Raw genomic sequence first — 21,488 nt, forward strand, 5'->3', positions numbered from 1 at the left:
GCACGGGCACCACAGGCACCACAGACACCCCGGGCACCACACGCACCGCACGACGCGCGGCCCGCACCGGCGTGGGCGCGGCACTGGCCGCGGGCGCGCTCGCCGTCGGCGCCCTCGCCATGGCTCCCGCTGCGGGTGCGGTCGAACCGCAGTCCGCCACCCTCTCCTTCGACTGCGGCTCCTACGGATCGGGAACGGCGACGCTCACCGCCTCCCAGGACGGCACCAGCGCGACCATAGAGGTGTCCACCTCCGCGATCACCGCCCCCATCGACATCGGCGCGGGCTCCGTCAACTCGACGCTCACCCTCACCAAGAACGGCAGCGGCACGACCGACTTCACCGGCAACTCCAACCCCGCCATCCCCGCGGGCGGCGCCGTCTCCACCGGGCCGCTCACCGGGACCGTCGCTGCGGGCGACAGCCTCGAAGGCAAGTCCCTGACGATCGTGGTCCTCGGCATCACCGTGACCTGCAACGGCACGTCGGCGCAGACGCCGGGACCGTTCGTGTTCTGACCGGCACGTCTTGACCGGCACGTCCTGACCCGCGCGCTCCGACGCGCACGCCGGGCGGCTCCCCGGGGACGGGAGCCGCCCTCCGTCATGTCCCGCGGCACACCGCGCGGGCGCCGGTCACGCCCCGGTGACCAGCGCGCGCCAGTACTGGTCCTTGCCCTCGTCCCGTACGACGTAGCCGAGGCCCCGCGCCAGCTCGGCCAGCTCCCGTGCGTCCCTGCCCTTGTCCCGCTTCAGCGCGCCCTTCCGCGCCGCGAGCAGCGCGTGCATCTCGGCGGGCAGGCCGGGGGCCTCGGGGATCCAGCGGTGGAAGAGCGCGGCGTACGGGTCGCCGTCCCGCCACGGGTAGCCGTGCGCGCGGAACGCGGCGGCGACGTCGGCGGCGCGCGGCGCGTGCCCGCCGCGCAGGAGTTCGGCGGAGTCGGTGCCGAGCAGCACGAGCTGCTGGCCGTCGATGAACACCGCCGAGACGTCGGTGCGCGCGAACGCCCGTGTCTCGTCGCCCCGTTCGGTGCGCACCTCCGTGTCGGTCAGCTCCAGCGTCATGTCCTCCGCGAGCGCCATGAAGGAGAGGACGACGCCCGCCACCAGCCCGACCGCCATGACGATCCCCGTCTGCCAGAGCGCGTCGAGCCCGCCGACGAACTCGACGGCCTGCCGCCACGGCAGCACGGGGGACCCGGACGCCCAGCGGGCCAGGCGGGGCAGCGCGAGCCCGAGCGCCAGGCCCGCGGCCGGCAGCCCGACGAGCAGCAGGAGCAGGTCGCCGCGCGGGTGACCGAGCGCGGTGGTCCCGCCCCGCGCGTCCGTCCCGGTGCTCAGCCGCCCCTTGCGGAACCGTTCGTCCAGCATCTCGTGGTGCTCCGTTCGTCCCCGTGGGCGCGCCGCCGTCGACCGCCTTCCCTCAGGACGTTAGGAGCGCGAGGCTCTCCGTCGCTGCCGCCGAAAGTCGGTCGCGGGCCTACTTCGGTAGCGCGTACGGTGCCGTTCATGCTGCCTGAGGTGACCAGCGAAGAGGACTGGGACCGGGTCGTCCCCGACGAAGCGGTCATGCGCCCCGGCGCCGCCGACCTCTGCGCCGGGCTGGGTCTCGCGGGGGCGCCCCTGATCCGCTATCCGGAGGGCTCCCAGCCGGTCTACGCCGTCGGCGACGAGCACGTCCTGAAGCTGTTCCCCGGCACCGCGGCGCAGGACGGCATCACGGAGGCCCGTGTGCTGAGCCACGTCGAGGGCAGGCTCCCCGTCCCCACGCCCCGGGTGCACGCGGCGGGAGCGTACGAGAACGGCTGGCGCTACGTCCTGATGTCCCGCCTGCGGGGCGAGGGCCTCGCCACCGCCTGGCCGCGCCTGCCGCGCGCCGACCGGGAGCGGGTGGTCACCGAGGCCGCCGAAGCGCTCGCCGCGCTGCACGCCCTCGACCCCGCGCGGCTGGCCGACGTCCTCGGGCCCGGCGACTGGGGCGCGTTCCTCGACCGGCAGCGGGCCGCCGCCGTCGAGCGGCAGCGCGGGCGCGGGCTCGCCCAGGAGTGGCTCGACCAGATCCCCGGCTTCCTGAACTCCGTCACGCTGCCGTGCGCCACCGGCGACGGCACGCCGCCCCGATCCGCCCTGCTGCACACCGAGTTCATGCGCCAGCACCTGCTCGTCGACCCGGCCGCCGCCTGGCGGCTCACCGGACTCTTCGACTTCGAGCCCGCCATGATCGGGGACAGGGCGTACGACTTCGTGGGCGTCGGCCTCTTCGTCACCCGCGCCGAGCCGGGGCTGCTCGGCCGCTTCATGAAGGCGTACGGCAGGACGTACGATCCGCGCCAACTCCTCGCGTACACCCTGCTCCACGTGTACAGCAATCTGCCCTGGTATCTCCGGGAACTGCCCGCCCCGCCCGAACCGACCCTAGACGCGCTGGCGGAGACGTGGTTCGGACAGGGCACGTAGATCTTCCGGCCCTCCTGTGGTGTCAGTCGGCGACCGGCACCAGGGTCAGATACGCGATGCCGAGCACGCCCCGGTAGCCGCGCAGCCAGCTCGAACGCTGGGCGTCGACCTTCGTGCGCGTCTCCTCGGCCAGCGGGTGGCCGGGGTGCGCGGCCAGCCACTCCTCGGTGTCGGAGCGGTAACCGGACTCGAACTCCTCCCACTCCTCCTCGCTCGCGGCCTCCACCCACAGCGGGCGGAACCCGGCGGTGATCGCCGCGTCCACCAGGTCGCCCAGGTACAGATGGTCGTCGGCGCGCGCGTCCGGCCACATCGCGGCGAGTTCGGCGGCGGTCGGCGTGCGCTGCCAGAAGCCCTCGCCGAGCACGACGCGGCCGCCGGGGTTCACCAGCGCGCGCAGGGCACGCAGCGCCTCCACGGTCGCCGTGGCGGGTTCGCCGGAGCTGAGGGCGTGGCTCGCACCGAGGCAGAGCACCACGTCGGCGGGACCGCGCGCGGTGTCCGTCGCCGACTCCTCGACGAACACGACCCGCCCACCGAGCCCGCGCTCCTCGGCGTTCGCACGCCCCCTGGCCAGATCGGCCCCGTTCAGATCGACCCCGACCCCAGTGGCCTCAGGCACATCGGCGAGCACCCGCAACATCAACTCCCCCCACCCACACCCGAGATCAAGCACGCTGAGCGGCCCACTCCCCGCGATCCGCTCGACCAGCCGCCCCGCGCGAGCCTCGGAGAGAGGCCCGTGAAAGTCGAGCCGAGTGAGCCGGGGCGGCCCGTCCGAAGCGGTGGTGGGTGCGGGGCTACTGGGTGCGCCGGAAGCGCCGGATTCCATGGTCATGACCGCGAACGCTAACTGGCCGCGGGCCCCGGGGGACAGCGAATTTGTTTCTCGGCGGGTGGTGTTGAGCTTCCCGGCCCGCACTGCCGTGGGCTTGCCTGCGCGGCGCGGGCGGCGGTGTTGACCCCGTGGGGCGCGCACTGCCGTGGGCTTGCCTGCGCTGCCTGGGCGGCCGCGCTGGTCCCTCTGCCTCCGTGCCGCTGCGGGCCCACCTGTGCTGCCCGGACGGCCGCCTCGCCCCCTCCACAGCCGCGCCCCATGCCCCGCCTACCCCGCCTACCTCACCCCCTCCGCCCCCTCCGCCCCCTCCGCCCCTTCCTCCACCGTCCTCTTCCTCGCCCCCAGCGTCGCGAGTACGCCGATCGCCGTGCCCGCGAGGGCCGCGGGGGCCATCCAGGTGCGGTTGAGCGTGTGGCCCAGGGCGTGGTCCGTGGAGTAGCGGCCGGGGCCCGTTACCGCGAGGGATGCCGCGGTGAGGCCCAGGAAGGCCGGGTACTCGTAGCCGCCGGCCTGGCTGAAGAAGCCGTTGGGTGCGTGCACGGCGGTGGCGCCCGCCATCGCGCCTGCCGCCGCCGCGCCCGCCGCGGGTGTCGCCAGGCCCAGCGCGAGCAGTACCCCGCCACCCATCTCCGCGACCCCCGCGACCAGGGCGTTCAGCTTGCCGGGGGCGTATCCGACGGACTCCATGAAGGCGCCGGTGCCCTCGATGCCTCCGCCGCCGAACCAGCCGAACAGCTTCTGGGCGCCGTGCGCGGCGAGCACCCCGCCGGTGCCCGCGCGGAGCAGCAGCAGGCCGAGGTCACGGCGGTCCAGGCACGAGCAGGTCATGGGAACTCCCGGGTCTCTCCGAGGGCGGTCGGGTCCGCTCCCACCGTCCGTCGGGGCGGCGCCGCACACCCTGTCCACGGGGCCGTACGGGTGACGCGGAGGGCCCGGCACCGGTGGCGCGGCGGGCGGCCCGGTGTGACGGTGGGCCCATGAGCATCCAAGTGAACCGGCTCGCCGACCCCGCGGTCCGCGCCTTCGTCACCGCCGTGAACGCCCACGACAAGGACGCCTTCAACGGCCTGCTCGCGCCCGGCGCGACCATGTCCGACGACGGCTCCGACCGGGACGTCGCCGACTGGACGGAGCGGGAGATCTTCTCCTCCAACGGTCATATGGACATCGAGTCGGAGTCGGACGGCGGCCGCACGCTGCTCGTCTCGTACCGCAACGACACCTGGGGCGAGATGCGCACGAAGTGGGGCTTCAGCGTGGACGACGGGGGGAAGATCTCCCGCTTCGAGACCGGTCAGGCCTGAGGGACGAGAGGGGTGGGAGGGGTGGGCTGACCGTCAGGGTGTGGACGGGATCCGTACCGCCGAACCGCTCACCCGCACCCGCGCGTCCCCGTCCCGCAGCACCACCTTCAGTACGCCGGGCCTGCCCATGTCCGCGCCCTGGTACAGGGTGAGTTCCGCGTCGGCGGGCACCAGGCCGAGTTCGCGGGCGTAGGCCCCGAAGGCCGCTGCGGCCGCGCCCGTCGCCGGGTCCTCCACGACGCCGCCGACCGGGAACGGGTCGCGTACGTGGAAGACGAAGTCGCCCTCGCGCCACACCAGTTGGGCCGTGGTCAGGTCCAGGCGGCGCATCAGGGCTTCGAGGCGCGCGAAGTCGTACGAGAGGTCGGCGAGCCGCGCCCGGGTCGCCGCGGCGAGCACGAGATGGCGGGCGCCCGCGTACGCGATGCGCGGCGGCAGGGCGGCGTCCAGGTCGCCCGCGTCCCAGCCGAGCGCGGCGAGCGCCTCGGTGACGTCGTCGTCGGCGGCGTCCTCGACGGAGGGGGCGACGCTGGTGAGCGTGGCCCGCAGGGCGTCCGCGTCGCGGGCGACCGTCACGGGGACCGTGCCCGCCTGGGTCGCGAACACGAACTCCCCGGCCCCGTCCCGCTCGGCGAGCGCCACCGCGGCGGCCACGGTGGCGTGCCCGCAGAAGGGCACCTCGGCCTTGGGGCTGAAGTAGCGCACCGCGTAGGCCCGTTCGGCGCCGGACGGGTCCGGGGTGAGGAAGGCCGTCTCGCTGTAGCCGAGGTCCGCCGCGATCGCGAGCATCGCCGCGTCGTCGAGGGCCGCCGCCTCCAGGACGACCCCGGCGGGGTTGCCGCCCGCGGGGTCGGTGGCGAAGGCCGTGTAGCGCAGCACGTCGGGGGCGCTGTCAGGGGAGTTCGTGGCGCTGTTCGTCGTCATGTCGCAGGGCAACCACTCCGCGCCCCGGGAGATTCCCGCGGCCCCAACCGCGGGTTCCGGTCTTTCGCGGAGCGGTCGCCCTGCCCCCTCCCCTTCGCGATGGTCAGTGGCAGCTCTTGTGCCCGGGGTCGCTGCGCTTCCAGGAGCAGGAGTCCTGGAGCGAGCCGCTCGGCTTGAGGAGGCGGGCCTTGTCGCCCGTGTTGTTCCAGACGTAGCTGCCGCGGCCCCAGTAGCGCACGCCCGAGGCGTTGGAACCCTTGCCGGTGCGGACCTTGACGGTCTTGCCGGCGCCGATCTTGTAGCTGCCGAAGGTGTACGTGTAGCCGGTGTTGTCCTTCAGCTTGTAGCCCTTGAGCTGGACCGCGGAGCGGGAGCTGTTGTGGATGTTGACCCACTCCGCGTTCAGCGAGGAGTTCGAGCGGGTGTCACGGCCGGGGCTGTCGTACTGGATGTAGCCGAGGTGCAGTCCGCCCTGGTGCCGTGCGGCCGCCGCGGACGCGGGCGAGGCGGCGAGCAGCGACACCGAGAGGGTGGCGGCCGCGAGGACGGCGGGGGCGGCGGTGCGTATGCGCAAGGGGTGCTCCAAGTGTGAAGTTCTCGTGGAGAGAAGCTGAGCATACGGGGTGCGCTGAACGGGATTGAGGCGGTAGGTCCGATTCCACTTGTGGAGGTTTCCGTCACGTCGGCGCGCCACCACACGCCACCCCGGCCGCCCCGGACACCCGCCGCGCACGGCCGTGCCGCGTCAACCCCGCCCGACGTAGGGCATGTTGGTCGCGAGCACCGTCGCGAACTGCACGTTCGCGTCGAGCGGCAGCTCCGCCATGTGCCGCACCGTGCGCGCCACGTCGGCCACGTCCATCACCGGCTCGGCCGCGAGCTCGCCGTTGGCCTGGAGGATCCCGGACTGCATGCGCTCGGTCATGTCGGTCGCCGCGTTGCCGATGTCGATCTGGCCGACGGCGATCCGGTAGGGGCGCCCGTCCAGCGAGAGGGACTTGGTCAGACCCGTCAGGGCGTGCTTCGTCGCGGTGTAGGCCACCGAGTGCGGGCGCGGCGCATGGGCGGAGATCGAGCCGTTGTTGATGATCCGCCCGCCCCGCGGCTCCTGCTCCTTCATCTGCCGGAACGCGGCCTGCGCGCACAGGAACGCGCCGTTGAGGTTGGTGTCGACGACGTGGCGCCAGGCGTCGTAGGGGAGGTCCTCGACCGGGACGCCGCCGGGGCCGAACGTACCGGCGTTGTTGAAGAGCAGGTCCAGGCGGCCGAAACGCTCGCGCACGGCCGTGAAGAGCGCGGCCACGTCCTCGGGCAGCGCCACGTCGGTGCGCACGCACAGGGTGGCGCCGTCCTTCGCGGCGGCGCGGGCGGCCGTCTCCTCCAGGGTCTCCACGCGGCGGCCCGCGAGCGCCACCGACCACCCCGCGGCGAGCAGTTCGAGGGCGACGGAACGGCCGATCCCGGAGCCCGCTCCGGTCACCACGGCGGTCTTCGTCGGTGCAGTTCGCTCAGCGTTCATGGCCCCGCAGCGTACGGGAGGGCTGTCCACGCGGACATCATCCGCCCGCCATACGGCTGTTGTGTACGCGACAGTCGGCCGTCGTCCCCCGCCACTTCCATGCCCCTGACACCAATCGTCAGGGGAGGGTCCATGACCACCGAAGGCCAGCACCACGCACCCGAACTCAAGGCCGCGGCACGCCACTTGGGGCGCCGCAGGTTCCTCACCGTCACCGGGGCGGCCGCCGCGCTCGCCTTCGCCACCGAGCTGCCGACCGCGGGCGTCGCGAGCGCCGCCGAGCTGGACGCGCGCCGGATCAAGGACGACCCCTTCACCCTCGGCGTCGCGTCCGGCGACCCGCTGCCCGGCTCCGTGCTGCTGTGGACCCGGCTCGCCCCCGCCCCCTACGAGCCGGGCGGCGGCCTGCCCAAGGAGCGCGTCACCGTCCAGTGGGAGCTCGCCCACGACGCCCGCTTCCGGCGCATCGCCAGAAGGGGCACGGTCACCGCCCACCCGGAGTTCAACCACTCCGTGCACGTCGAGGCCGACCACCTCGACGCGGGCCGCACCTACTACTTCCGCTTCAAGGCGGGCAAGTGGATCAGCGGGACCGGCCGCACCCGCACCGCGCCGCCCACCGGCAGCCGCCCCGGCGCGCTCACCCTCGCCGCGGTGTCCTGCCAGGCGTACCACGACGGCTACTTCACCGCGTACAAACACCTGGCGCAGGACGACGTCGACGTCGTATTCCACCTCGGCGACTACCTCTACGAGTACGCGGTCAACGCGGTCGGCGGCGCCCGCAACTACACCGACCGCACGCTGCCCGCCCACTACAACAAGGAGACCCAGACCCTGGAGGACTACCGCCTGCGGTACGCCCTCTACAAGTCCGACCCCGACCTGATCGCCGCCCACGCCGCGCACCCCTTCGTCGTCACCTGGGACGACCACGAGGTCGAGAACAACTACGCGGACGACCTCGACGAGAACGGCAACCCGCCCGCCGGGTTCCTGCTGCGCCGCGCCGCCGCCTACCGCGCGTACTGGGAGAACCAGCCGCTGCGCCGGGGGCAGCTGCCGAGCGGTCCCGACGCGCAGCTCTACCGCCGCCTGAACTGGGGACGCCTCGCCCAGTTCGACATCCTCGACACCCGGCAGTACCGCTCCGACCAGGCGTACGGCGACACGGCCCACGCGCCAGGACCGGAGTCGGACGACCCGGCGCGCACCATCACCGGCGCCACCCAGGAGCGCTGGCTCATCGACGGCTGGCACCGCTCGCGCGCCCAGTGGAACCTCGTCCCGCAGCAGGTCACCTTCTCCCAGCGCAAGCTCGACCTCACCGCGCAGGCGAAGCTCTCCATGGACGCCTGGGACGGCTACCGGGCCTCGCGGCAGCGGGTCCTCGCGGGCGCGAAGGCGGCGGACCTGGAGAACCTCATGATCCTCACCGGTGACGTGCACGTCGGCTACGCCTTCGACATCAAGGCCGACTTCGACGACCCGTCCTCCAAGAACCTCGGCACGGAGATCGTCGCCACGTCGATCGCCAGCGGCAAGGACGGCGCGGACAAGCCGGCCAACTGGGACACCTACACCAAGGCCAACCCCCACCTGAAGTTCTACAACGGCCGCCGCGGCTACGTGACGGTCGCCCTGGACAGGGAGGCGGCCCGCGCCGACTTCAAGACGGTCTCAGCGGTCACGACGCCGGGTGCCCCCGTCAAGACGGCGGCGTCCTTCATCACGGAGTCGGGCAACCCGGGACTGAAGCAGATCTAGCCCCTCCGGCGTTTGAGGAGCGGGGTCTGGGGCGGCGCCCCAGGAAACGGCGCCGCGCAGGAAAACGGTCTGTACCACCCACCCAGAGCTGGGACCATGGAGGCAACGGAACCACTGGGAGGGGCGAGATGCCTGAGCGCGGGCAGACCACGGAAGAGCACGAGATACCGACGGCGACGGGGCCGAAGAACCCCGTCGCCGTCCGCCGCACCGGGGCGCTCGTCACCCTCGTCCTCGGCGGCCTCACCGCCGTCCCCCCGCTCTCCATGGACATGTACCTGCCGGCCCTGCCGGAGGTCACCGACGCGCTGAGCTCACCCGCCGCGACCGTCCAGCTGACCCTCACCGCCTGCCTGATGGGCATGGCGCTCGGCCAGCTCGTCGTCGGCCCGATGAGCGACAAGTGGGGGCGCCGCCGCCCGCTCCTCATCGGCCTGCTGGTCTACATCGTGGCCACCGCGATCTGCGCCTTCGCGCCCACCGCGGAACTCCTCATCGGCTTCCGCCTCCTGCAAGGACTCGCGGGCGCGGCCGGCATCGTCATCGCCCGCGCGGTCGTGCGTGACCTGTACGACGGCGTGGAGATGGCCCGGTTCTTCTCCACCCTCATGCTGATCTCCGGCGTCGCCCCGGTCGTCGCGCCCCTGATCGGCGGCCAGGTCCTGCGCTTCACGGACTGGCGGGGCATCTTCGTCGTGCTCACCGGCGTCGGCATCGCGCTGACCGCCCTGGTGTGGCGCTGCCTGCCCGAGACGCTCGCCCCCGAGAAGCGGCACGGCGGCGGCACCATGGAGGCGCTGCGCACCATGCGGTCGCTGCTCGCCGACCGCGTCTTCACCGGCTACATGATCGCGGGCGGCTTCGCGTTCGCCGCCCTGTTCGCGTACATCTCCGCGTCGCCGTTCGTGATCCAGGAGATCTACGGCGCCTCCCCGCAGACCTTCAGCCTGCTCTTCGGCGTGAACTCCGTGGGCCTGATCGTCGTCGGCCAGATCAACGGCAAGGTCCTCGTCGGCAGGATCAGCCTGAACAAGGCGCTCGCGGCCGGCCTGACCGTGATCACCCTCGCGGCGACCGCCCTGCTCCTGATGACGACGGGCGTCTTCGGCGACGTCGGCCTCATTCCGGTCGCGGCCGGACTCTTCGTCCTGATGTCCGCGATGGGCCTGGCCATGCCGAACACCCAGTCCCTCGCCCTCATCCGCACCCCGCACGCGGCCGGTTCCGCTTCCGCGCTGCTCGGCACCTCCTCCTTCCTCATCGGCGCCATCGCGTCGCCGCTCGTCGGCATCGCGGGCGAGGACACCGCCGTCCCGATGGCCGTCGTCCAACTGGTCTGCGCGCTGGCGGCCATCGCCTGCTTCGTGGGACTGTGCCGCCCCTGGCAGCACAGGACCACGGAGGGAGTGGACCACTGACCGCACCACGGCTCCTGCGCACCGGTACCCCGGACCGCGCGGGCCTCGACCCCGACGAGATCGGCCGCCTCGTCTCCGAGGTGCGCGGCCTGACCCGCGGCCCGCGCCCGTGGTGCGCGGGCGCCGTCGTCCTCGCGGGCCGCGGCCCGGTGATCGCCGCCGAGGAGGCCGCGGGCTGGGCCGTGCGCTACGCCTCGTACGACCCGGAGACCGACGCGGGCGTGGAGCTGCCCCGCGAGTGGCGGGTGCCGATGACCACGAGCACGCCCTTCGACCTGGCCTCGCTCACCAAGCTCTTCACCACCGTCGCCGCCGTGCAGCAGCTGGAGCGCGGCACGCTCGGCATCGACGCGCTGGTGGGGGCGTACGTCCCGGAGTTCACGGCGGCCGCGGCGCACGGCATCACGGTGCGCCAGCTGCTCACCCACACCTCGGGGCTGCGGCCCGAACTGCCGCTGTACGACTGCCCCGACGACACCGCGCGCCGCATCGCCCTGCGCACGGAGGCCCCGGTCACCGAGCCGGGCGCGTACGTCTACTCCGACCTGAACATGCTGCTGCTCCAGCAGGTCCTGGAGCGCCTCACCCGCCGCCCACTCGACGTCCTCGTGCGTGAGGGCATCACCCGGCCCCTGGGCATGACCGCCACCGGCTTCGGCCCCCGCCCGGAGGCCGCGGCCACCGAGGACCAGCGCAGACCCTGGGCGAAGGCCGACCGGGGCATGCTGCGCGGCACCGTCCACGACGAGAACGCGTGGGCGCTCGGCGGCGTCGCCGGGCACGCCGGGCTCTTCTCCACCGCCCGTGACCTCGCGGTGTTCTGCCGGGCGCTGCTGTGCGGCGGCTCGTACGGCAGGGCCCGCATCCTCGGCCCCGACTTCGTGGAGCTGATGCTGACCGCGCCGGGGCTCGGCTTCGGCATCGACCAGCGGTGGTTCATGGGGGAGCTCGCGGGCGGCGGAGCGGCCGGGCACACGGGCTTCACCGGCACGTCCCTGGTCCTCGACCCGGTGACGGACACGTTTCTCGTGCTGCTCGCCAACACGGTGCATCCGCGGCGCCGGGCCGCGGACAGTGCGCCGCGGGCGGCGGCGGCCACGCGGGTCGCTCGTGCGGCGCGTGGGCGGTAGCGCGGCGCGTGGGCGGTAGCGCCTGGGCGTCTGCCGGGTGGCGGTTGCTTGGCGGCCGCGGGTGCTTCTTTGGTTGCTCGCGCAGTTCCCCGCGCCCCTTATGGGGCGTCCCCTAGGTCGTTTCTGATGGTTCTTGGACGACGTCGCGGAGCCAGATGACCATTGCTGTGACGGTCAGTGTGCCGTTGAAGGCGTAGGCGCGTTTGTCGTAGCGGCTGGCGACCGCACGGAACTGTTTCCACTTGCTGACACAGCGTTCGGCGGCACTGCGGCGCCGGTACTGATCCGTGTCGAAGGCCGGAGGTCGGCCGCCGCTCCGGCCTCGCCGGCGACGGTGTTCACGCTGGTCATCGGGCTGGGCGATCGTCGCTTTGATGTGCCGCCTGCGCAGGTAGGCGCGGGTGTCACGGCTGGAGTAGGCCTTGTCGCCGCGGAGTCGGTCCGGGCGGGTGCGGGGGCGTCCGGGCCCGTGCCGGTAGACCCGCAGATGCTCCAGGACGGGCACGAGCATGGGGTTGTCGCCCCGCTGGCCAGGTGAAGTCTCCCAGACCAGCGGCCGGGCCGTCATCGGCCAGAAAGTGGACCTTGCTGGTCAGTCCGCCCCGGGAACGTCCGAGGGCCTCGCGTCCATCTGCCTCCACACGCGCCCCGCCCCCTTTTGCGGGAAGTCACGCGGTGGCCGGTGCCGGGCCCCGGCCGCATGCTGATGAGCACGGCAGGAGGTCGAGTCGATGTTCACCGCCCACTCGGCCTCTTTGTCTGCGGACCGGGCGAGGGCACCATCCGGGTCACCTGCATCGGCGTCGATCTGCAGCTCGGTCAGGATCCGCTGCCAGGTCCCGTCCGCCGACCAGCGCCGATGGCGCTCATAAACGGTCTGCCACGGCCCATATCGCTCTGGGAGATTCGGCCACGGCACCCCCGTGCGGGCCCGGAACAGCACACCGTTGATCACCCGCCGGTGATCCGCCCACTGCCCGCCCGGGCCGCCGTTCCCTGGCAGCAGCGACTCGATCCTCCGCCACTGCGCGTCAGTCAGTTCATGACGTCGCACCATATGACCCACGTGCCCGGCGCCGGCACTGATCCACCCAACCCAGCAAGAGCCATCAGAAACGACCTAGAGGTCCCTGCGGAAGCAGACCCTGTCGAAACCGGGGCCGTCGTAGTCGCCGTGCACCGGCAGTCCGTCGATCTCGCGGTCGCCCGGTTCGAGGGTGAAGCCCAGGGCCCGGTGGAAGGCGACGGAGCGTCGGTTGTGCGGTGAGGTGACCGAGCGCACCTCCTTGCGCCCGGCACCGGCCGCCCGCCGGAAGAACTCCTCGTACAGCTCGCGGCCCACGCCCTGCCCGCGCAGCCCGGGGGCGACGCCCACGAAGTGGATGTACGCGCCGTGGTCGTCGTCACCGGAGTGCAGTCCGATCAGGAAGGCCCGGATCTCCCCGTCCCGCTCGACCACCAGGCTGGTGCGCGCGAAGAACTGCAGGAACAGCTTGGGCAGCAGCAAGGACAGCTCGCGTGACTGTTCCGCGGAGTGGGTGTCGCCCCACCAGGTCCGCACGCGATCGAGGATCGCGGGATGGTCGGACACCCGGGCCTGTCGTACCTCTGTGATCATCGCGCTCCCTCCGCACCGTTCACCGCCGACTCCTGCCTCCTTCCTACCCCCGTAGAATCACGGGGTGAACGCCCCGATCTCCCCGGCTTCCCCAGCCTCCCCGGCCGATACGCTGCGCACCGCGCTCGCCGGGCTCCTCGACGGACTCCCGCCCAAGCAGGCCGCGCAGGCCGTCGACCGGCTGATCGCCAACTACCGGGGCCGCACGCCGACCGACGCGCCGATCCTGCGCGACCGCGCGGACGTCGCCGCGTACGCCGCCTACCGCATGCCCGCCACCTTCGAGGCGGTCCGCTCCGCCCTCGACGCCCTCGCGGACGCGGCACCCGAAGGCTGGGCGCCGGGCAGTCACGTGGACGTGGGCGGCGGGACCGGGGCCGCGACCTGGGCGGCCCAGTCGACCTGGCCGGGCGAGCGCCCCGTCACCGTCCTGGACTGGGCGGAGCCCGCGCTCGACCTCGGCCGTGAACTGGCCGCGGCCTGCGGCCCGCTGCGCCCGGCCCGCTGGCAGCGCGCACGGATCGGTGCGGCGCTCACCATCGAGAGCACCGATCTTGTCACGGTGTCGTACGTGCTGGGGGAGCTGACGGAGGACGACCGCCGCTCGGTCGTGGACGCGGCCGCCGCGGCGGCGACACAGGCCGTCGTCGTCATCGAGCCCGGCACCCCCGACGGCTACGCGCGGATCATGGCGGCGCGCGACCGCCTCACGGCCGCCGGCTACCGGATCGCCGCGCCCTGCCCGCACAGCGCGGCCTGCCCCATCGAGCCCGGCACCGACTGGTGCCACTTCTCGGCGCGGGTCAGCCGCTCGTCCCTGCACCGCAAGGTCAAGGGCGGCTCACTGGCGTACGAGGACGAGAAGTTCAGCTATGTCGCGGCGGTCCGCTTCGACCCCGCCCCGCCGCCGTCGCGGGTGGTGCGCCGCCCCCAGATCCGCAAGGGCCAGGTCCTCCTCGACCTGTGCGGGGCCGAGGAGGAACTGCGCAGGGAGACCGTGACCAAGCGCCACGGCCCCCTCTACCGCGCGGCGCGCGACGCGGACTGGGGCGACGCGTGGCCGCCCCCGTCCGCGGACTGACCGCGGGACTTACGCGGGGCCCCAGGTCCCCTGGTTGACGGCGCACTGCCAGCCGGTGCCGCGCAGGGTGAACTTCGCCCCGTACGACCGGGTGTTCAGGAGCCGCGTCTTGACCTTGAAGCCGAGCTTGGCCTTGCCCGAGAAGGTCTTGTCGTAGACGGAGACGGTCTTCGACGTGCGGTGGGTGATCTTGCCGCCGGTCGGCTTGGCCGTGCTGAACCGGAGGTTCTTGACGTTGGTCACCGTGAAGGTGACCTTCTTGATGCTCTTCGTGCTCTTGTTCTTGATGCCGAAGTACAGGCCGCCGTTGGTCACGTTGCCCCGCGCGTCGTAGGAGAAGCGCTTGGGGTAGACGATGTCGATCGGGCAGCCGGTGACGGCGCTCGGCGCCGCCTTCGGAGCGGCCTTCGGGGCGTGCTGGCCGACGGCCGCGGACGCGGGTCCCGCGATGCCGAGCTGTACGGCCGTGAGTGCCCCCGCGGTGGCCAGGACGGCTGCGGACGTGCGCATACGGTTCACTGCGCTGATACCTCTTCTTCCCCCGGGGTCCGTGCTGGACCCAACTGTTCGGTTGTGGTGACGCGTTCGCACAGAAAGGTCCGTGACTGTGCGTCCGTATTGTTAGCACGCCGTCGGCCGGGTGGCTGAATCGGGTCGCTTCTCAGCGGTTCTTAAGACGTTCTTAGAACCGGTGACTATCCACGTCCCATGCCCACCAAGATCAGTTCTCCAGGCCATGCCCGCAGGCGGTCGGAGACCCGTTTCCTCGCCCTGTCCGTCGCGCTCGCCGTCACCGCGGCCGGTGCCACCGCCTACGCGTTCACCGCGGGCGCCGAGCAGCCGCACGGCAGCCGCGTCGAACTCGCCGTGCACGGCGGCACCGCGGTCGTCGACACCGCCACGCTCGCCGTCCGCGCCCGCACCCGGGACGGCCGCGACCTCACCCTCTCCGCCGCCTCGGGCACCGACCTCGGCGCCCCGGGCCCGGTGACCCGCACCGGCGGGGACCGCGCCCGCTGGAGCTACCCCGAGCGCGGCATCGACGTCAGCGCCCGCACCGACCACGGCCGCCTCTCGCTGCGCCTGAAGGCACACCGCGACACCTCCGTCAGCTGGCCCGTCACCGGCACCGACGCGGGTGCCTCCGCCCTCCAACTGCCGCGCGGCGAGGGCCTGGACGTCCCCGTCGACGACGCCTTCTGGACCACCGGCAAGGGCGCGCTGGGCGGCAGCACCCTCGACATGAGCGAGGGCCTGACGCTGCCCCTGTGGGGCTACTCCCTCGGCACCGGGACCGGCGTCAGCTACCTCACCCCCACCGACATCGGCACGACCCTCGGCTTCAGCACCCCGGGCGGCCGGCTGCGCACCACGGCCGAGCACGCCTTCGACGCGGGCGAAGGCACCCGCGACTACGCCGTCAGCTTCGCCCTGACCGACGGCAACGCGGTCGCGCCCGCCGCCGACTACCGCTCCTACCTCGCCGAACGCGGCCAACTCGGCAGCCTCAAGCGGAAGATCGAGAAGAATCCGGCCACCGGGAAGCTCCTCGGCGCCTTCCACGCCTACACCTGGGGCGAGGCCCGCACGGCACAGGGCGTCGAACGGCTCAGGAAGCTCGGCGTCGACCGGATGTGGCTCGGCTACGACGCGGGCCCCGACCCCATGGACAAGGCGGCGGTGAGCGCCGCGCGGCGCGCCGGATACCTGGTCGGCCCCTACGACTCCTTCGACAACGGCCAGCCCGAGGACGACGCCGACAACCCGGCGTCCGCCTGGCCCGGCACCGTCTACCCGGACTTCTGCGTCCGCCGCGCCGACGGCACGCCGCAGACCGGCTTCGGCGGCCGCGGCTGCTACTTGAGCTCGCAGGCGTTCGAGCAGGCCGAGAAGGAGCACCACTACCTCGCGGACCGCACCCGCTCCGTCGTCTCGAACGGCGCCGACAGCTACTTCCTGGACGTCGACGCCACCGGTGAACTCTTCCGCGACGCCGCGAGCCACCCCATGACCAAGGCGGGGGACAGGAAGAACCGGCTCGCGCGGATGAAGCGCATCGCGGAGTACGGCGAGGACGGACTCGTCCTCGGCTCGGAGACCGCCCAGCCCTGGGCCAACAAGGCGATCGCCTTCGACCACGGCGCGGGGACACCGGCGGCCGACGGCCTGTGGGCGCTCCAGAAGGACCGCGAGAAGTGGGGTGCCTACTACCCCGAGACCGGCCCCAAGTTCTTCTTCAAGCCCGTCGAGCTTCCCGCCGACCTCGCCAAGGCGATGTACGACCCGCGCTACCGCGTCCCGCTCTACGAGACCGCGCTGCACGGCTCGCTGGTCAACACCGAACGCTGGGAGATCGGTTACGAGAAGCTGCCGGACCAGAAGAAGGACCGCGCGCTGCTCGCGATGCTCTACAACACCCCCCTCAACTACGTCCTGGACGGCCCGTCCCTGAAGGCACACGGCGCCGAATTGGCCGCGCTCCAGAAGTACTTCGAGCCGCTGCACAAGGCGTCGGGCACCGAGCCCCTGACCTCCTACCGGCGGCTGAGCGCGGACAGCGCGGTCCAGCGCACGGTGTTCGGCAGGGGCACGCTGACCGTCACGGCCAACTTCGGCACCAAGGCGTACGAAGGACTGCCCGGCGGCTGCGTCGACGCCCGCCTCAAGGGCGACGACGCACCGCGCAGGCTGTGCCCCGCGGAACTCGGCTAGGGCCCTTCGGGCCCTAGCCCCGCAGCTCCTGCGTGCAGCACTTCACGCTGCCGCCGCCCTTGAGCAGCTCGCCGAGGTCGAGGCCGATGGGTTCGTAGCCGCGTGCGCGCAGCGGCTCGAAGAGGCCGATCGCGGCCTGCGGGAGCAGCACGTGGAGCCCGTCGGAGACGGCGTTGAGCCCGAGCGCCACGGCGTCGGGCTCCTCGGCGATCAGCGCGTCGGGGAAGAGCCGGCGCAGGACGGCGCGGCTGCCGGGGGAGAAGGCGGGCGGGTAGTACATGACGTCGTCCGCCGCGTCGTCCAGGACCGCGAGCGCGGTGTCCAGGTGGTAGTAGCGGGGGTCGACCAGGTCGAGCCCGATCACCGGGCGGCCGAAGAACTCCTGCGCCTCGCCGTGCGAGAGCGGGCTGGCCCGGAAGCCGCGCCCGGCAAGCAGGTACGAGGCGGTGACGGCGAAGTCGCCCTCGCCCTCGTTGATGTGGGCGGGTTCGTGGATCTCGGGGTAGCCGTGCCCCCTGAACCACTCCAGGTGGGCGGCGGCCTCCTCCTCGCGCTCGCGGTAGGCGAAGCGCGCGCCGAGCACGCGGCCCTCGACGACGGTCGCGCCGTTGGCGGCGAAGACCATGTCCGGCAGGCCGGCTCTGGGGGTGAGCTCCTCGACGGTGTGGCCGAGTGAGCGGTACCGGTCGCGCAGGTCCTCCCACTGGGCGATGGCGAGCGGCACGTCGACCGGCTTGGCGGGGTCCATCCAGGGGTTGATGGAGTACGTGACCTTGAAGTGTGCCGGCGGGCACATCAGATAGCGCCGGGGTGTGGCGCACCGAGGAGAGCGAGGAAAACGGGACAACGAAGGCTCCTCACGTACCGCAGGGTCAGCTGCTCCCCGTGTGGGGGGCAGTTGCTGCCCATAGTGCGGTGTGCGGAGCCTTCGCGCTGTGCACCGAACGGGTGGTTGCGGCACCACCCGGTCCACGGTTCATGACCTGCCGTGCGTCTCGCGGCCTTCCCTGAGCTTGCGCAGCAGCTCACGCTTCTGCTCCTGGGGGCTGAGCCCGCCGCCGACCCGGCCGTCGCGGCCGCCGCCGCGCAGGGTCGTGCGGGAGAGATTGCTGCGCGTGCCGCCGACGCCCAGCATGTTTCCGGATCCGCCTCGCGTCATCGTCGTACCTCCGTGTCGGGAAAATCAGCGAGACGGTTCGTCTCGCTTCGCCCTCCACTTTGAACGAGACGATTCGTCTTGTCAAGACGGAACGTCTCGCCTCGCTCGCTGCTACATTCGACGGCATGGCCCAGAAACCAGCCCCAGACTCCACGCGCCGCAGCGAACGCTCGCGCCGCGCGATCTACGACGCCGCCCTCGCCCTCGTCGGCGAGGTCGGCTACGGCAAGCTGACCATCGAGGCCATCGCGGCCCGCGCGGGCGTCGGCAAGCAGACGATCTACCGCTGGTGGTCCTCCAAGGGCGCCGTCCTGCTCGACGCCTTCCTCGACCTCGCCGAACAGGCCTCCAGGGAAGCCAGTGAGAACGCGGGCCGGGAGGAGATCGCCACCGAGATCCCGGACTCCGGTGATCTCGAAGCCGACCTCAAGTACGTGATGCGGGCCACCGTCGACGAGTTCAACGACCCCAGGTACGACGCGCCCTACCGCGCACTCGCCGCCGAGGGCCTGCTCAACCCCGAACTGGGCGCCGAGTTCGTCGAGAAGCTCCTCGAACCCCAGCTCCAGCTCTTCGTGAAGCGGGTGCGCAGGGCCCAGGACGCCGGCCAGGTCGCGCCCGGCGTCGACCCGCGCATCGCCCTCGAACTGTGGGCGGGCCCGCTCGCCCAGCGCTGGCTGATGCGCTCGGGCCCGCTCACCCACGCCTACACGGACAAGCTCGTCGAGTACGCGCTGTACGGCATCACGCCGCGCCCCGCCGCGCCCTGATCGCCGCCGTCACCGACGCGTCGACCGGGGTGCGCGCGAGCAGCCCCGGCGCGTCCGTGATGATGCCGTTGCAGCCGAGCCGCAGCGCCCTGTCGCGCTGCTTGGGCGTGGTCACCGTGTGCGCCCAGACCCGCGGGACGCCCGAGTTCACCGCGCGCACCAGATCGCCGTCGCGCGCCTTGTAGTCCACGTCGAGCACGTCCACGTACGACGACCAGCGCTCGGGGCTGTCCGTGCGCATCTGCGTCTTGGAGCGCCACAACTGCGCCAGCAGGCCCAGCTGGTGGGCGCGCCTGGCCACCGAGGGGTTGTTGGAGTTCACGAAGACCGAACGGGTCAGGCCGCGCATCCGGATCAGCTGGGCAAGCCGCTTGAGGCTCTGCGGGTCCTTGGCCTCCAGCATCAGCATGATGCGGCCGCCGAACCGGTCGAGCACCTCGGCGACCGTCGGCGGGCGCTCCGGGCTCCAGTACCCCGGCAGATCGAAGCTCGGCCGCACCAGGACGTCCTGCCACTCCGCGGCGTCCAGCATCCGCACGGGGCCCGTCTCGTACGTCGTGCGGTCCAGGGTCGCGTCGTGCATCACCACCAGCGTTCCGTCGCGCAGTATCCGGGTGTCGAAATCGATGACCTGCGCCGTGCCGCGCCGGTACGCCGCCAGAAGGCCCGACATGCTGTTCTCGGGCACCTCCAGGGCGCCGCCCCGGTGCGCGGTGTAGACGACGCTCGGGAGCGCGTCCACGGTCAGGGGGCCGCCGCCCCATTCGATCGGGGCGAGGAAGCCGTTCGGTGCCGTGAGGGTCAGCGCCGTGAGGGCGCTCAGCACAGTCCTGATGACCATGGCGCTTACCGTAGGCGGGTAAATCCCCTCTTAGTACGCAATGACGCGCGAAGCGGCCCGGCGCCTTGGATCACCCCAGGTACCCCGGTTGTGGGCTCCGGCCTCCCGGGGCGCAGGATGGTGGGACCATGGGTCATGCTTTCGGCACAACGGCGAGGTGAGGGGCTAGATGGGCGCGGAGTACGGTAGCCGGTCCGGCGTACAGGGCAGGATTTCCCAGTGGCTCCGGCGTCGCCCCAAGGACACCGTGGACGACGAGCGGGTCCGCGAGGACCTGCTGCTCGCCGCGGCGGCGGCAGGGCTGCCGCTCGCACCGGCCGCGTATCCCTCGGGCTACCGGTGTTCCTGCGACCGCATCGGCTGTCCCACCCCCGCCCGGCACCCCGTCTCCTTCGCCTGGCAGACGCAGTCCACGACCGACCGCGGCCAGATCGAGCGGTGGGCGCGGCACCAGCCGCAGGCCAACTTCATCACCGCCACCGGCATGGTCCACGACGTCCTCGACGTGCCGCTGAGCGCCGGGCAGCAGGCCCTGGAGCGGCTGCTCGCCGCGGGGATCGACGTCGGCCCCGTCGCGCGGTCCGGCGACGACCGGATGCTCTTCTACACCGCCACCCGGGGCACCCCCGAGGACGAGGACGAGTGGTGGCCCTGCGAGCTGGACTGCCACCCCGAGACGATGGACGAGCACCCCGGCCTGCGCTGGCACTGCCGCGGTTCGTACGTCCTGGTGCCGCCCGCCAAGCTCCCCGGTGAGCTGGACGTGCGCTGGGTGCGCGGCCCCGAGCACCCGCTGCCCGACCCGCTGACGCTCCTGGAGACGCTCACCGACGAGTGCGCCAGGGTCGCGGGCGAACCGCAGAACGACGTCGCGGCCTGGCCCTCGCGGGGCTGAGCGCGGCACGGGCCGGGCCCGCGGGCCCCTTACTCGCCCTTGGCGCCCGTGAGTCCCTGGATGCGGCCAAGGAACGCGACCTTCTCGCCGCCCGACTTCTTCGGGTCGAGGACCACCTGGTTGGACATCCTGTTCAGCGTCAGGGACTGCTTGACCTCGCCCTTGAGCAGGGCCTTCGCGTCCGCGTCGACCTTCGGGCTCAGGCCCTTGGACGCGGTCTGGCGCTCGTAGTGGCGGGTGGAAAAGAACACCAGCGCGCCGCCGTCCTCGGTGCGCAGCCCCAGCGGCGCGAACGTGCCGCCGTTCTGCGGCTCGTCGATGTACTGCACGGCCAGGCCCGCCCGCTGGGAGTTCCGGTCGCGGAACGCCTTCCAGCGCGTGGTGTGGTCGCCCGGCGCGAACGCGTCGCCGCCGGACTTCAGGTACGACGTGTACCGCTCGCCGAGGTCGGACGGCGCGAGCGCGAGATCCTTCGCACCCGTCGTCACCGGCTGCGCCCAGCCGTCCGCGTCCTTCTTCAGGGCGGGCATCTTCTGCGGCGAGACCAGGTTCAGATAGGTCGCGCGCCACTGCTCGTCGGGGCCGTTCTTGGTGAAGACCCAGAGCCAGCGCAGGTCCGCGCGGCGGGTGGCCTTGGAGTCGGCGAGGAACCAGCGCGGCCAGCCGGCCTTCTTCGGGATCGCGTACTTCACGTCCGTCAGCTCCAGCGGCACCGCGCGCGGATTGCCGCCCGGGTGCTGCACGCCGCGCGACTTCAGGCCCGCCTGGTTGATGGCGCCCAGCGGGCCGGTGATCCGGGGGGCGTCCAGGGCCGGGTCGTACGCCTTGTCCGCCTTGTTGTACGCGGTGAGGAAGTCCTTGAGGGCCTTGGCGGCCTCGGACTTGGTGGCCGAAGGCACGACTTCACGCTCGCCGTGCACGGTCACGCATCCGCTCGCCGTCAGCGCGAGGGCCGACACCGCCGCCGACGCCACGAGAGGCCGATTGAGACCGCGAACCCTGCGAACCTTGCTCATCGGAATTCCTTCACCTACCCCTTCCGGGGCCGAACCTTAT

At 72.4% G+C, this 21,488-nt stretch carries 22 protein-coding genes and 1 pseudogene; 10 read left to right on the forward strand and 13 right to left on the reverse strand.

Annotation, left to right across the window (positions count from 1 at the left end):
* The first annotated feature begins 119 nt into the window (after positions 1 to 119).
* Positions 120 to 518: a hypothetical protein gene (locus ACIO9J_RS18855; protein ID WP_402001106.1), complete on the forward strand. Its 399-nt coding sequence runs from the start codon at positions 120 to 122 to the stop codon at positions 516 to 518.
* Positions 519 to 635: 117 nt separating this feature from the next.
* Here ACIO9J_RS18855 and ACIO9J_RS18860 read toward each other — a convergent pair whose 3' ends face one another.
* The gene (locus ACIO9J_RS18860) at positions 636 to 1,370 is read right to left on the reverse strand and encodes a hypothetical protein (RefSeq protein WP_402000223.1); all 735 of its coding nucleotides are present in this window, start codon (positions 1,368 to 1,370) and stop codon (positions 636 to 638) included.
* 138 nt (positions 1,371 to 1,508) lie between these two features.
* Here ACIO9J_RS18860 and ACIO9J_RS18865 point away from each other — a divergent pair, with 138 nt between their 5' ends.
* Positions 1,509 to 2,456, forward strand: a complete 948-nt coding sequence (locus ACIO9J_RS18865) for an aminoglycoside phosphotransferase family protein (RefSeq protein WP_402000226.1) — start codon at positions 1,509 to 1,511, stop codon at positions 2,454 to 2,456.
* 22 nt (positions 2,457 to 2,478) lie between these two features.
* Here the strand turns inward: ACIO9J_RS18865 and ACIO9J_RS18870 are convergent, their stop codons facing one another.
* Positions 2,479 to 3,294: an SAM-dependent methyltransferase gene (locus ACIO9J_RS18870; RefSeq protein WP_402000229.1), complete on the reverse strand. Its 816-nt coding sequence runs from the start codon at positions 3,292 to 3,294 to the stop codon at positions 2,479 to 2,481.
* A gap of 276 nt (positions 3,295 to 3,570) precedes the next feature.
* Positions 3,571 to 4,122 carry a DoxX family protein gene (locus ACIO9J_RS18875; protein ID WP_402000232.1) on the reverse strand — a complete coding sequence of 184 codons (552 nt, stop codon included), beginning with the start codon at positions 4,120 to 4,122 and terminating at the stop codon, positions 3,571 to 3,573.
* Positions 4,123 to 4,271: 149 nt separating this feature from the next.
* On the opposite strand from ACIO9J_RS18875, the gene ACIO9J_RS18880 reads away from it, so the two are divergent.
* On the forward strand, positions 4,272 to 4,598 hold the full coding sequence (locus ACIO9J_RS18880; RefSeq protein WP_402000234.1) for a nuclear transport factor 2 family protein: 327 nt from the start codon (positions 4,272 to 4,274) through the stop codon (positions 4,596 to 4,598).
* 33 nt (positions 4,599 to 4,631) lie between these two features.
* On the opposite strand, the gene ACIO9J_RS18885 is transcribed toward ACIO9J_RS18880, so the two are convergent.
* From ACIO9J_RS18885 to ACIO9J_RS18895, 3 genes are all read right to left on the reverse strand, one after another.
* Complete coding sequence (locus ACIO9J_RS18885) at positions 4,632 to 5,522, reverse strand: PhzF family phenazine biosynthesis protein (protein ID WP_402000237.1); 891 nt, start codon at positions 5,520 to 5,522, stop codon at positions 4,632 to 4,634.
* A 103-nt stretch (positions 5,523 to 5,625) separates the two neighbouring features.
* On the reverse strand, positions 5,626 to 6,096 hold the full coding sequence (locus ACIO9J_RS18890; protein ID WP_402000240.1) for a lamin tail domain-containing protein: 471 nt from the start codon (positions 6,094 to 6,096) through the stop codon (positions 5,626 to 5,628).
* A gap of 171 nt (positions 6,097 to 6,267) precedes the next feature.
* Entirely contained in the window at positions 6,268 to 7,041 is a 774-nt protein-coding gene (locus tag ACIO9J_RS18895) for an SDR family oxidoreductase (protein WP_402000243.1), read from the reverse strand.
* Positions 7,042 to 7,173: 132 nt separating this feature from the next.
* Here ACIO9J_RS18895 and ACIO9J_RS18900 point away from each other — a divergent pair, with 132 nt between their 5' ends.
* The 3 genes from ACIO9J_RS18900 (at position 7,174) to ACIO9J_RS18910 (ending at position 11,356) form a co-directional block, all read left to right on the forward strand.
* Positions 7,174 to 8,808, forward strand: a complete 1,635-nt coding sequence (locus ACIO9J_RS18900; protein WP_402000246.1) for an alkaline phosphatase D family protein — start codon at positions 7,174 to 7,176, stop codon at positions 8,806 to 8,808.
* Positions 8,809 to 8,936: 128 nt separating this feature from the next.
* Positions 8,937 to 10,226 (forward strand): Bcr/CflA family multidrug efflux MFS transporter, encoded by a 1,290-nt coding sequence (locus ACIO9J_RS18905; RefSeq protein WP_402000249.1) that lies wholly within the window; start codon positions 8,937 to 8,939, stop codon positions 10,224 to 10,226.
* Positions 10,181 to 11,356 (forward strand): serine hydrolase domain-containing protein, encoded by a 1,176-nt coding sequence (locus ACIO9J_RS18910; RefSeq protein ID WP_402000252.1) that lies wholly within the window; start codon positions 10,181 to 10,183, stop codon positions 11,354 to 11,356. The genes ACIO9J_RS18905 and ACIO9J_RS18910 overlap by 46 nt, the downstream gene beginning before the upstream one ends.
* Positions 11,357 to 11,468: 112 nt before the next feature.
* Here ACIO9J_RS18910 and ACIO9J_RS18915 read toward each other — a convergent pair.
* Positions 11,469 to 12,413, reverse strand: a pseudogene (locus ACIO9J_RS18915) (IS5 family transposase).
* 63 nt (positions 12,414 to 12,476) lie between these two features.
* A complete protein-coding gene (locus ACIO9J_RS18920) occupies positions 12,477 to 12,974 on the reverse strand; it encodes a GNAT family N-acetyltransferase (protein ID WP_402000255.1) in 498 nt (165 codons plus the stop codon).
* Positions 12,975 to 13,038: 64 nt separating this feature from the next.
* Between ACIO9J_RS18920 and ACIO9J_RS18925 the strand changes: the two genes are divergently transcribed.
* Positions 13,039 to 14,055 carry a small ribosomal subunit Rsm22 family protein gene (locus tag ACIO9J_RS18925; RefSeq protein WP_402000258.1) on the forward strand — a complete coding sequence of 339 codons (1,017 nt, stop codon included), beginning with the start codon at positions 13,039 to 13,041 and terminating at the stop codon, positions 14,053 to 14,055.
* Positions 14,056 to 14,064: 9 nt separating this feature from the next.
* Here ACIO9J_RS18925 and ACIO9J_RS18930 read toward each other — a convergent pair whose 3' ends face one another.
* A complete protein-coding gene (locus ACIO9J_RS18930) occupies positions 14,065 to 14,565 on the reverse strand; it encodes a hypothetical protein (RefSeq protein ID WP_402000261.1) in 501 nt (166 codons plus the stop codon).
* 198 nt (positions 14,566 to 14,763) lie between these two features.
* On the opposite strand from ACIO9J_RS18930, the gene ACIO9J_RS18935 reads away from it, so the two are divergent.
* Positions 14,764 to 16,767 (forward strand): glycoside hydrolase, encoded by a 2,004-nt coding sequence (locus tag ACIO9J_RS18935; protein ID WP_402000264.1) that lies wholly within the window; start codon positions 14,764 to 14,766, stop codon positions 16,765 to 16,767.
* 13 nt (positions 16,768 to 16,780) lie between these two features.
* On the opposite strand, the gene ddaH is transcribed toward ACIO9J_RS18935, so the two are convergent.
* Both ddaH and ACIO9J_RS18945 read right to left on the reverse strand, forming a co-directional pair.
* Positions 16,781 to 17,614, reverse strand: a complete 834-nt coding sequence (gene ddaH, locus ACIO9J_RS18940; protein WP_402000267.1) for a dimethylargininase — start codon at positions 17,612 to 17,614, stop codon at positions 16,781 to 16,783.
* 129 nt (positions 17,615 to 17,743) lie between these two features.
* The gene (locus tag ACIO9J_RS18945) at positions 17,744 to 17,926 is read right to left on the reverse strand and encodes a DUF6243 family protein (protein ID WP_402000270.1); all 183 of its coding nucleotides are present in this window, start codon (positions 17,924 to 17,926) and stop codon (positions 17,744 to 17,746) included.
* A 125-nt stretch (positions 17,927 to 18,051) separates the two neighbouring features.
* Here ACIO9J_RS18945 and ACIO9J_RS18950 point away from each other — a divergent pair, with 125 nt between their 5' ends.
* Positions 18,052 to 18,696, forward strand: a complete 645-nt coding sequence (locus ACIO9J_RS18950) for a TetR/AcrR family transcriptional regulator (RefSeq protein ID WP_402000272.1) — start codon at positions 18,052 to 18,054, stop codon at positions 18,694 to 18,696.
* Here ACIO9J_RS18950 and ACIO9J_RS18955 read toward each other — a convergent pair.
* Entirely contained in the window at positions 18,671 to 19,537 is an 867-nt protein-coding gene (locus ACIO9J_RS18955; RefSeq protein WP_402000275.1) for a glycerophosphodiester phosphodiesterase, read from the reverse strand. The two genes, ACIO9J_RS18950 and ACIO9J_RS18955, sit on opposite strands and share 26 nt — an antisense overlap.
* A gap of 169 nt (positions 19,538 to 19,706) precedes the next feature.
* On the opposite strand from ACIO9J_RS18955, the gene ACIO9J_RS18960 reads away from it, so the two are divergent.
* On the forward strand, positions 19,707 to 20,432 hold the full coding sequence (locus ACIO9J_RS18960) for a bifunctional DNA primase/polymerase (RefSeq protein ID WP_402000278.1): 726 nt from the start codon (positions 19,707 to 19,709) through the stop codon (positions 20,430 to 20,432).
* 29 nt (positions 20,433 to 20,461) lie between these two features.
* Here ACIO9J_RS18960 and ACIO9J_RS18965 read toward each other — a convergent pair whose 3' ends face one another.
* Positions 20,462 to 21,448, reverse strand: coding sequence for a hypothetical protein (locus ACIO9J_RS18965; RefSeq protein ID WP_402000281.1), 987 nt, complete (start codon positions 21,446 to 21,448; stop codon positions 20,462 to 20,464).
* Positions 21,449 to 21,488 lie beyond the last annotated feature (40 nt).

This window comes from Streptomyces sp. NPDC087300 (assembly GCF_044744425.1).
GTDB lineage: Bacteria > Actinomycetota > Actinomycetes > Streptomycetales > Streptomycetaceae > Streptomyces.

Coding starts and splice junctions, on each gene's coding strand:
- ACIO9J_RS18920 (WP_402000255.1), bottom strand. CDS start 12,974: ATGATCACAGAGGTACGACAGGCCCGGGTGTCCGACCATCCCGCGATC.
- ACIO9J_RS18930 (WP_402000261.1), bottom strand. CDS start 14,565: ATGCGCACGTCCGCAGCCGTCCTGGCCACCGCGGGGGCACTCACGGCC.
- ACIO9J_RS18880 (WP_402000234.1), top strand. CDS start 4,272: ATGAGCATCCAAGTGAACCGGCTCGCCGACCCCGCGGTCCGCGCCTTC.
- ACIO9J_RS18855 (WP_402001106.1), top strand. CDS start 120: ATGGCTCCCGCTGCGGGTGCGGTCGAACCGCAGTCCGCCACCCTCTCC.
- ACIO9J_RS18860 (WP_402000223.1), bottom strand. CDS start 1,370: ATGCTGGACGAACGGTTCCGCAAGGGGCGGCTGAGCACCGGGACGGAC.
- ACIO9J_RS18900 (WP_402000246.1), top strand. CDS start 7,174: ATGACCACCGAAGGCCAGCACCACGCACCCGAACTCAAGGCCGCGGCA.
- ACIO9J_RS18885 (WP_402000237.1), bottom strand. CDS start 5,522: ATGACGACGAACAGCGCCACGAACTCCCCTGACAGCGCCCCCGACGTG.
- ACIO9J_RS18895 (WP_402000243.1), bottom strand. CDS start 7,041: ATGAACGCTGAGCGAACTGCACCGACGAAGACCGCCGTGGTGACCGGA.
- ACIO9J_RS18965 (WP_402000281.1), bottom strand. CDS start 21,448: ATGAGCAAGGTTCGCAGGGTTCGCGGTCTCAATCGGCCTCTCGTGGCG.
- ACIO9J_RS18935 (WP_402000264.1), top strand. CDS start 14,764: ATGCCCACCAAGATCAGTTCTCCAGGCCATGCCCGCAGGCGGTCGGAG.
- ACIO9J_RS18950 (WP_402000272.1), top strand. CDS start 18,052: ATGGCCCAGAAACCAGCCCCAGACTCCACGCGCCGCAGCGAACGCTCG.
- ACIO9J_RS18870 (WP_402000229.1), bottom strand. CDS start 3,294: ATGACCATGGAATCCGGCGCTTCCGGCGCACCCAGTAGCCCCGCACCC.
- ACIO9J_RS18960 (WP_402000278.1), top strand. CDS start 19,707: ATGGGCGCGGAGTACGGTAGCCGGTCCGGCGTACAGGGCAGGATTTCC.
- ACIO9J_RS18875 (WP_402000232.1), bottom strand. CDS start 4,122: ATGACCTGCTCGTGCCTGGACCGCCGTGACCTCGGCCTGCTGCTGCTC.
- ACIO9J_RS18955 (WP_402000275.1), bottom strand. CDS start 19,537: ATGGTCATCAGGACTGTGCTGAGCGCCCTCACGGCGCTGACCCTCACG.
- ACIO9J_RS18945 (WP_402000270.1), bottom strand. CDS start 17,926: ATGACGCGAGGCGGATCCGGAAACATGCTGGGCGTCGGCGGCACGCGC.
- ACIO9J_RS18905 (WP_402000249.1), top strand. CDS start 8,937: ATGCCTGAGCGCGGGCAGACCACGGAAGAGCACGAGATACCGACGGCG.
- ACIO9J_RS18865 (WP_402000226.1), top strand. CDS start 1,509: ATGCTGCCTGAGGTGACCAGCGAAGAGGACTGGGACCGGGTCGTCCCC.